Raw genomic sequence first — 6,171 nt, 5'->3', positions numbered from 1 at the left:
GGTCGCGCAGTGCGAGTCGACCGGCAACTGGAGCATCAACAGCGGCAACGGCTTCTACGGCGGCCTGCAGTTCACCAACAGCACCTGGGCCGCCTACGGCGGCACCTCCTACGCCCCGCAGGCCAACCTCGCCAGCAAGGCCCAGCAGATCGCCGTCGCCGAGAAGGTGCTGGCCTCCCAGGGCCCCGGCGCCTGGCCCGTCTGCTCCGTCAAGGCCGGCCTCACCAAGTAACCGGCCCCCGCACGGCCCACCGCCCCGCCACCCACACCCCGGGAGGCGGGGCACAGGCATGCCCGGAACCGCGCCGGGGTCAGCCGCGCTCGGGGCGCAGGGATGCCAACATCAGCCGCTCGGTGGTCCGCAGGTAGCGCTCGGCGGCCGACTCGGCCTCCTCCGGCAGGCCGTCGGCCACGGCCGCCACGACCGGGGCGAGCCGCTCGGCGGCCGCCGCCGGGTCCTCGAAGGGGGCCCGCAGCGCGGCCCGCACCGGCAGGTAGGCGTTGAACAGGGTGTTGGTGAGCAGCAGGTACACCCGGTTGCCGGTGGCCCTGGCCAGTTCGCGGTGGACCTCGGCGTCGGCGAGCTGGGCGGCGTCCCCGTCGGGCGCCCGGGCCACCGCGGCGAGCAGTTCGCGCAGGCGGTCGGCCTGCCGGATGGTGCGGCGGGTGGCGGCCCGGCGGGCGATGAGGGCGCCGATGTGCCGGCGGACCTCGAAGACCTCGGCGAGCCAGCCGTTGTCGCGCGCGGCGAGCATCGGCAGCAGGTCCGCGCCGCCGACCCGGAGGAAGTCCCGGACCCGGGTGCCGATGCCGTGCCGGGTGCTGAGCAGGCCGGCCTGTTCGAGCCGGGACAGCGCGTGCTTGAGGGTGGTCCGGGTGACGCCGTAGCCGGCGGCGAGCTCGCGTTCGGGCGGCAGCAGGTCGCCCGGCCCGTGCGTGCCGTCCAGGATGTCCTCGCGCAGCCGGTGTTCCAGGACGTCGACCACGGACTGGCGGGCGATGGTCTCGACGGGCACGGACGTTCTCCTCGGCTGCGCTCGGGGGCTGAGTGGCTCAGCCACCCGTGACCGGAGTCAAGCGGGTGGCCGAGCACTCGTCAAGCCGTCGGCACCGGGCGCTCGGCGCACGGGTCCGTCGGCCCCGGTCCGTCAGAACTGCTGGACGAAGTACGGCGAGACGTTCATCCAGCCGTTGGCCGCGGCCCCGTTGAGCCGGCCGGAGCTGTTCCTGGCCAGGGTGTACCAGGAGTCGACGTAGTCCGGGTCGTCGGTCCACCAGGAGCCGGGCATCGCGGCCAGCACCGCGTTCACCAGCGGGATGTAGGCGCCCTGGTCGGCGATGGTGAGCAGGACGGCGGCGATGGCCTGGGCCAGCGCCAGGTAGTTGGTGTCACCGTCGTCCTCCATCAGGACGACGTCGGCCAGGTTGTACTTGTAGTTCGACCAGTTCACCAGGATCTGGTTCGGGTAGTAGACGGTGCCGTCGTAGTCGAGGTACGGCATGGTGACCGAGTCGACGCGGGGCTTCCCGTCCTGGCCGAAGCCGGTCACCAGGGCGAACATCTCGGCGCCGCCCTTGAACCAGGGTTCCTCGTCGTCGGAGACCTCGATCGCGTCGACCTTGGTCGCCCACCAGCCCGCGGCGGCCGTGGTGGCCGTGGTGGCCGGGGTGGCCGGGGTGGCCGTGGTGGCCGGGGAGTTGAGCCCCCTGCGGGCGAGCTCGTCGCCCAGGACCCGCAGTCCCGCGGTCATCGCCCTGGTGGAGTCCACGTCGACCAGGTAGACCGGGCTGCCGGGCACCTCACGGGTGTCCAGGGTGTGGGCGCGGCCGGCCGGGTCGTAGGCGGTGACGGTCTTCGCGTGGTCGTCCCCGGTGGCGGCGGCCACCAGCGGTTCGGCTCCGGCGTCGAGCGCGGGGCGCATCGACGGGTCGGCCAACTGGAGCCGCAGCAGCGGGCCGAGGTCGCTGCCGAGGCCCTTGGCCGCGGCGATCCGGCGGTCCGCCTCGGCGACCGTGCCCGCCAGTGCGCGGGCGGCCGGGGCGGCGGCCCCGGAGGTGAGGGAGCTCAGCGGTACGGCACCGGCGGCGGCGCCGGCCCGGACCTGCGAGCGCCACCGGGCGTCGGCGAGCGAGACGGCGAGGTCGCGGGCCACCACCTGCTCGATCTGGCCGACCCTGGCGCCGTCGGCGATCCGGACCGGCCCGGGGGCCGCGGCGGGGGCGCCGGGGGCGGCCGGGGCGGCCACCGCCTGGCCCGCGGCCAGGGTGAGCAGGGACGCGACGGCGAGGGTTAAGGTGCCGCGACGCGCACGGGAGAAGGACATGGGGGATTCTCCTCGTTCCTAGGGGGGCGTCCGCCGGTCGGGGTGGCGGTGCCGGGATCAGTGAAGCGCGGACATGACAGATCATCAAGAGCGGGCGTCGGGACCGCGTTCGACGGCGGACCGCGACACGGCCGACGACAGCGCCATGATGGTCAGTTGGGGGTTGACGCCGGGGCACCCGGGCAGCGCCGAGGCGTCCGCGACCAGGACACCGCGCACCCCCCGCAGCCGGCCGTCGGGGCTCGCGGGAGCGACGGCGGGATCCGCGCCCAGCGCGACCGTCCCCGTCGGGTGGAAGGCGGACAGGTGCAGGTCACGGGCGGTGGTCCCGGCCAGGATCCGGTCCAGCTCGGCCGTCGAACGGGCCCGGGGCGCCCGGGGCAGGCCGGTCAGCACCTCCTCCGCACCGGCCGCGAACAGCAACTCGCCCATCGCGGCGACGCCCCGCAGCAGGGAACGCCCGTCGGCCGGGTCCAGCCGGTAGCGCAGCAGCGGCCGGCCGCTGCCGAACACCCGGCCGCCGGGCCGGTCGGCGATCATCGCCCCGAGTGTGGCCAGCCGGTCGGCGCCCTCCAGCTCGGCCCGAAGCTCCCGGCCGAGACCGGGCAGTACGAAGGAGCCCATGCCCGGCGGCGGTGCGGTCGCCTCGATCAGGATCCCGTCCTCGTGCAGTTCCTCGACCCCGGCGCTCTGCAGCACCGCGGGCCCGCCCGCGACCGGCTCCGCGAAGCGCCCGGCCACGCTGGTCGCCGGGTGCACCGCCAGGTTGCGGCCGGTCCGCGGGTGGCCGCCCAGGCCCGAACGCCTCAGCAGCGCCGGGGACTCCAGCGCGCCGGCGGCCAGCACCACCAGCGGCGCCAGCAGTTCGAACGCGCTGCCGTCCGGTCGCCGCACCGCGACCCCGGCGGCCCGCGGACCACCGGGGCGGTCCGGGTCGACCAGGATCCGCAGCACCCGGGCGGAGGTCACGATCCGGGCGCCCGCCGCGCAGGCCTCCGGGAGCACCGACAGCTGCACGCTCTGCTTGGCGCCGGCCGGGCAGCCCACCACGCACTGGCAGGACCCCTTGCAGCCCGGGGCGTTGCGGCGCAGCGGTCCGGCCCGCCAGCCGAGCCGGTCGGCGCCGGCCAGGGCGAGCAGTCCGTTGCGGCCGAGGACGTCCAGCGGCTGGGTCGCCACCCGCAGGGTGCGCTCGATCTCGTCCAGGTCCGCGCCGAAGGCCGTCCGGTCGGCGAGTTCCAGCCCGTGCCGGGCCCGCCAGCGCTCCAGCACCCGGTCCGGTGTCCGGTAGCAGGTACCGGAGTTGACCACGGTGGTGCCGCCGACGGCTCGGCCGGTGGGCAGCAGGACGGGCGGGCTGCCCATCATCACGGTGGCGCCGCCGTCCCGGTACAGGTCGGCGAACCGGTCGAGCGGCGCGCGCCGGCCGAACTCGGCGGTGGTGTGGTGGCGGCCCTCCTCCAGCACCACCACCCGCAGGCCGGCCCGGGCCAGGGTGCGGGCCGCGACGGCGCCGCCCGCGCCGGAGCCGATCACCACCGCGTCGGCGGTGGCGCGGTCGGGCCACTCGGCGGACGGCACGCAGTCCAGCGGTGGGTCCGACGGCCCGGTCCCGGGGGCGGCCGGGGACGGGGACGGCCGCCCGGCCAGCATCCGTTCGGTGCCGGCGGCCAGCAGGACCGGGACCTTGACCACGTCCAGCAGCGCGAGCAGCGCCGGGCGGGCGGCGAGGGACGCCAGGACGCTCTCCCGCCGGGAGACCGGCAGCCGGTCGAGCCGGGCGCCGGTCCGCAGCACCGCGTACGCGTCGACGGCGGCCGCGGCGGCGCCGAATCCGGTGCGGGCCGGGGCGGGCAGTGCGGCCAGCAGGCCGTCCAGGCGGGCGGCCGCGGCGGCGGGCCAGGCCTCGCGGCCGTCGTCGGCGAGCAGGGCGGCGACCAGACCGGCACGGCTGCGGGCCCGGGTCCGGGCAGGGGGCGGGGTCGTCACCGGGTGCCCACCTCCGCGTGCGCCGTCCCGTTCAGCGTCCACTGCGCGTCCGGGCGCCAGCGGCCCCACCACCGTTCCACGGTGATCCGGGCGTCGGCCGCCTCGCTGTTGCGGCACACGGCCCGGCCGCCGTCCGGGTCGGTGTAGTCCAGGGTCAGCGTGCGCCGCTCGGGTTGGCGGACCGTCACGGTGATGCGACGCAGCGCGGTGCGGCCCGTCACCCTCCACTCGGGCAGGCCGATCTCGGCGCGGAACGGGCCGAGCGCCGAGCCGGCGGCCCGGCGGGGCCAGGTGCGGCCGCCGCGGAGCAGCCGGAGGAAGACCAGGGGCGGCAGGCGGTCCAGCCCGCGCCGGTGGGCGACGGCGGCGACCACCTCCAGGACGTCCCCGCCGCCGAGGTCGGCGTGCAGCCAGGCCCAGCGCCCGGCGTTGCCGTGGCCGTAGATCCGGGCTCCGGCGCCGGGCGCGTCCGTCAGCCGGAGTTCGCCGCCGGGGTGGGTGACGGTCCCGGTGTAGTGGGAGCGCGCGGCCGGGAGCATGTGCGCGGCCGGCAGCACGGGGTGGCGCCAGGCCCAGCGCGGGAAGGTGTACAGCGGCGGTCCTGCGGGCTGCTCGACGAGGTCCCAGGTGTACGGGCCGGCCTTGCCGCGCAGCCGTTCCGCGGGTGGTCCGGGGTCGGCGGTGTAGCGGGCGTGCGCGGCGGGCCCGTCGGGCGGGAAGAGCGCGATCCAGCCGTGCGCGCGGGCGGGCGATCCGTCCGCGGGTGCGGTCAGTTCGTGGTGCAGCCACAGGCCGGTGCCGCTCGCCGGGTCGGTCAGGGTGGTGTACCAGACCTCGGTACGGCCGGGGGTGCCGTCCCAGCGGGGGGCGTCGGTGCCGGCCGGGTCCTCGCGGCGGGGGAAGCGCCAGCTGGCCAGGAAGGGCAGCAGCGCGGTGGCGAGCGGGAAGCGCAGGGTGCCGCGGCCGACCTCGGTGCCGTCCTCGGCGAGGGTGAAGGGCAGCACGGTCATCGAGGCGAGCGGGCGGCGCGCGGTGACCGACTTCCAGCCGTCCAGGGTGAGCCGGCGCCCGTCGGCGGTGAGGTCGATCCGGTAGCGGATCCGCCGCCCGGCCATCGGCGAGATCTCCAACTCGCCCTCGGAGCAGGGGTCGTCGGCCAGTCCGGCGATCCGTACCCGCCCGGTCAGGGTGGCGTCCGTGGTCCGGTGCGGCAGCAGGAGGCGGTCCGCCCGTACGGCGAGGTCGAGCCGGACGGGGCGGTCCCGCGTCTCGCCCGCGAGCCGCACCGTGCCCACCATCAGCTCGTCGAACGCCGTGCCGCGCCGAGGCAGCGCCTTCATGGGTGTCTCCGGTTTCAGTGGTCCAGTGGCTGAGCCACTGAACCACTATGCCGATGCACCGTCAATCCCCCCTGCCCGCCGGGCCACACGCCGCCAGGGTGCCGGCATGACCGACCGAGCCCGGCCCGCCACGGCCGTCGACCCGCGGACCTGCCCCTGCTTCGACCAGACCCGGGTGACCGGCCGGCGCCGGGTCCGCTTCCACCCCGAGCGGCAGGACACCTCCGCACCGGGCTGGCAGCACCTCCTCGCCCTGATCGAGGAGGCCGCCGCCGACGGCCGGCCGGTGTTCCGCCCGCTGCCGCAGCTCAGCCCCGAGGAGCGCCCGCAGATCGTCACGCTGCCCCCGACCGTCGCGAAGCTCACCGAGGTCCGGGAGTTCAGCCTGTACGGCAGCGGACTGGTCCGGATCCCACCGGAGATCGGCGCCATGACGGCGCTGCGGGAGTTCGACCCCTACACCTCGTAGCACCTGCACTGGTTCCCGTACGAGCTGACCCGGTGCCGCAGCCTGGTGC

At 76.5% G+C, this 6,171-nt stretch carries 6 protein-coding genes; 2 read left to right on the top strand and 4 right to left on the bottom strand.

Annotated elements, in window-relative coordinates:
• Positions 1-232, top strand: a 232-nt coding sequence (locus ACIOFR_RS32905; protein WP_401002907.1) for a transglycosylase family protein, incomplete at its 5' end; no start/stop codon positions are given.
• Between the two features lie 79 nt (positions 233-311).
• Here the strand turns inward: ACIOFR_RS32905 and ACIOFR_RS32900 are convergent.
• From ACIOFR_RS32900 to ACIOFR_RS32885, 4 genes are all read right to left on the bottom strand, one after another.
• Positions 312-1,016, bottom strand: coding sequence for a FadR/GntR family transcriptional regulator (locus ACIOFR_RS32900; protein ID WP_401002906.1), 705 nt, complete (start codon positions 1,014-1,016; stop codon positions 312-314).
• Positions 1,017-1,148: 132 nt separating this feature from the next.
• A complete protein-coding gene (locus ACIOFR_RS32895; protein ID WP_401002905.1) occupies positions 1,149-2,324 on the bottom strand; it encodes a DUF3103 family protein in 1,176 nt (391 codons plus the stop codon).
• An 84-nt stretch (positions 2,325-2,408) separates the two neighbouring features.
• On the bottom strand, positions 2,409-4,313 hold the full coding sequence (locus ACIOFR_RS32890) for a GMC family oxidoreductase N-terminal domain-containing protein (protein WP_401002904.1): 1,905 nt from the start codon (positions 4,311-4,313) through the stop codon (positions 2,409-2,411).
• Positions 4,310-5,653, bottom strand: a complete 1,344-nt coding sequence (locus ACIOFR_RS32885; protein WP_401002903.1) for a hypothetical protein — start codon at positions 5,651-5,653, stop codon at positions 4,310-4,312. The genes ACIOFR_RS32890 and ACIOFR_RS32885 overlap by 4 nt, the downstream gene beginning before the upstream one ends.
• A gap of 106 nt (positions 5,654-5,759) precedes the next feature.
• Here ACIOFR_RS32885 and ACIOFR_RS32880 point away from each other — a divergent pair, with 106 nt between their 5' ends.
• Complete coding sequence (locus ACIOFR_RS32880; RefSeq protein WP_401002902.1) at positions 5,760-6,122, top strand: hypothetical protein; 363 nt, start codon at positions 5,760-5,762, stop codon at positions 6,120-6,122.
• Positions 6,123-6,171 lie beyond the last annotated feature (49 nt).

It is taken from the genome of Kitasatospora sp. NPDC088346 (assembly GCF_044740765.1).
In the GTDB taxonomy this organism is placed as follows: domain Bacteria; phylum Actinomycetota; class Actinomycetes; order Streptomycetales; family Streptomycetaceae; genus Kitasatospora.
The sequence above is the reverse complement of the archived record's forward strand: the minus strand, read 5'-3'. Positions and strand labels throughout refer to the sequence as shown.

Excerpts from the sequence above, each read along its gene's own strand:
- ACIOFR_RS32895 (WP_401002905.1), bottom strand. The coding sequence starts at position 2,324 with ATGTCCTTCTCCCGTGCGCGTCGCGGCACCTTAACCCTCGCCGTCGCG.
- ACIOFR_RS32885 (WP_401002903.1), bottom strand. The coding sequence starts at position 5,653 with ATGAAGGCGCTGCCTCGGCGCGGCACGGCGTTCGACGAGCTGATGGTG.
- ACIOFR_RS32880 (WP_401002902.1), top strand. The coding sequence starts at position 5,760 with ATGACCGACCGAGCCCGGCCCGCCACGGCCGTCGACCCGCGGACCTGC.